Origin of the sequence: Crocosphaera watsonii WH 8501 (assembly GCF_000167195.1) — a bacterium.
GTDB lineage: Bacteria > Cyanobacteriota > Cyanobacteriia > Cyanobacteriales > Microcystaceae > Crocosphaera > Crocosphaera watsonii.
The window spans coordinates 1-2052 of the sequence record NZ_AADV02000320.1 but is presented as its reverse complement, the minus strand read 5'-3'; the positions used below and the strand labels follow the sequence as shown (position 1 = coordinate 2052).

Sequence of the window (2052 nt, the reverse complement as noted above, 5' to 3'; positions counted from 1 at the left end):
TTAACTCCCAATGGAACAGGACTGTAATCTGACCATCCACAACTAGGACATTTATAGAATCCGCGACGATATTCCCTGATTTCTATGGGTTGGTCTACTACTTCAGCCACTTGCTGGACTTTTTCAGGAACTACTTCATCTCGTTCCACTGAACCCCCACAAACAGGACAGTTTTCTAGTTCTAAAGTGACTATCTTATCGGGCTGACCAAAACCATTACGGGTCTTCCCTGGGTGGTCATATTTTGGTCCGCGTTTAAATCCTTTTTTGCGTTTCTTTTTGTCAGAAGGCTTTTTTAGTTGGTCTGATGATGGGGGGACTGAACTGTTTTTTGAGTTACGGTTTTTTAGCTTATCTCTCTCTTCTTTCAATTTTTCAATTTCTTGCTGTTGTGTAGAGATTTGTTGTTGTTGCTGGTCAATCAGTCTTTGTTGAAGAGATAACTGTTGTTGTGCCTTGACTAGCCACTCAATCATGAAGACATTGTTCGCCAACTGTTCATCGGCGATAGCTCTAACTAGCTTTGAATCAATGGTAGCATTTGTGGTCATAACCCCCACTATACATAAAAATCCCCGATTTTACCTTTATGTTGTCAAGACAGATTCTTTATTGCGGTGAGCAATTACAACTTGGATTACATGAAAAACGAACTGGGATAGTGTGTTTAGGATTACAATCAGTCAATAGTGGATGTAAAAAATGGGAGGAAAGATACCCAATAGTTGCCCAATCATTGAAAGAAATAGCCGAAGCTCACGCACAACAAAACCCCACATTTAATAACCCCATTGCCTATACAAGATTAACGGCGGCTGAAGCCATTAAACAATTAAGAAATCTAGGATATAATGGAGAGGAGGTTCCTGCTGCTTCGACAATGGCAGATATTTTAAATCGTTTGGGCTATCGATTAAGAAAAGTGGTAAAAGCTAAACCTAAAAAAAAATCTCGGAGACGGACGCTATCTTAGAGAATATAGAGAAAAAAGATAGAAAAAAAGACCCTTCTGTGAAACGTTTAAGTATGGATTGTAAAGCAACTGTGGAAATAGGAGAATATTCACGTGGCGGACAAACCAGAGGTTATAATCAAGCTCAAGATCATGATATGGGAACTAAAGAAAAATACGTTCCTTGTGGGATTGTAGATGAAGATACAGGGCAACTTTATGTAACTTTTGGAAGTTCTTATAAAACGAGTGATTTCATGGCAGATAACTTGGAGCAATGGTGGACAAGTCTGAGTATAACTGAAAAGCAGCAACTAGAGAACATCCAAATTAAAGTTGATAATGGACCAGAAAATAGTGGAATAAGAAGGCAATTTTTGAAGAGAATGGTAGAGTTTGCCGACCAAACTAAGAAATCTATTCAATTACTATATTTTCCTCCTTATCACAGTAAATATAATTCCATAGAAAGATGTTGGGGAATTTTAGAGAGGCATTGGAACGGAACACTTCTGAGAAATGCTCAAACGATGTTAGCTTGGGTAAAAACTATGACATGGAAAGGCTTAAATCCGATAGTTAAGTTAAGTAAAAAAGTTTATCAAAAAGGCATTTCTTTAACGAAAAAAGAGATGAAGGAAATTGAGAAACGTTTAGAACGTAATCCTCACTTACCTAAATGGGATATTTTGATTAGACCCAGTTAGTCTAAAAAGTTAATAAGAGTGTAAAATTAAGTGAATTTCCTTTTTAAAAATAGTCAAAGCTAATTTAAAAGTTAGCGTATTTCTTTCTTTTAGATAGGGAGGTTTTTGTTCGCGGAAAGTATCCGCGAACAACTTTTTATTTTTCCCTTTTCGCTTATTTGAGATGTTCTACAAACAGATTCTGAGAATGGATGGGAACTTTTTCTTGGAAATCACCTTAGCTTCTTTGAGGTTAGCCCCCATCAAATTAGCCCGACTCAAATCAACCCCTTTCATGTTTGCCCCTTGAAAATCGGTCCTAGCTAAGTTGGCAGCTTGGAGGTTAGTGTAGTAGCTCTTTTTTTCACTGACGCATATTTGCCCCCCTGAAACAAGCACCAGTAAGAGTTGCCC

1 protein-coding gene and 2 pseudogenes are annotated in these 2052 nt (G+C 37.7%); 1 reads left to right on the top strand and 2 read right to left on the bottom strand.

Annotated features, from left to right (window positions below; translation table 11 throughout):
• The coding region (locus tag CWATDRAFT_RS32210; protein WP_198139065.1) for a DUF6444 domain-containing protein at positions 1-560 on the bottom strand (560 nt) is incomplete at its 3' end.
• Between the two features lie 29 nt (positions 561-589).
• Here CWATDRAFT_RS32210 and CWATDRAFT_RS31380 point away from each other — a divergent pair.
• Positions 590-1659: pseudogene (locus CWATDRAFT_RS31380) on the top strand (ISAzo13 family transposase).
• Positions 1660-1872: 213 nt separating this feature from the next.
• Here CWATDRAFT_RS31380 and CWATDRAFT_RS31375 read toward each other — a convergent pair.
• A pseudogene (locus CWATDRAFT_RS31375) lies at positions 1873-2052 on the bottom strand (pentapeptide repeat-containing protein); the annotation flags it as partial.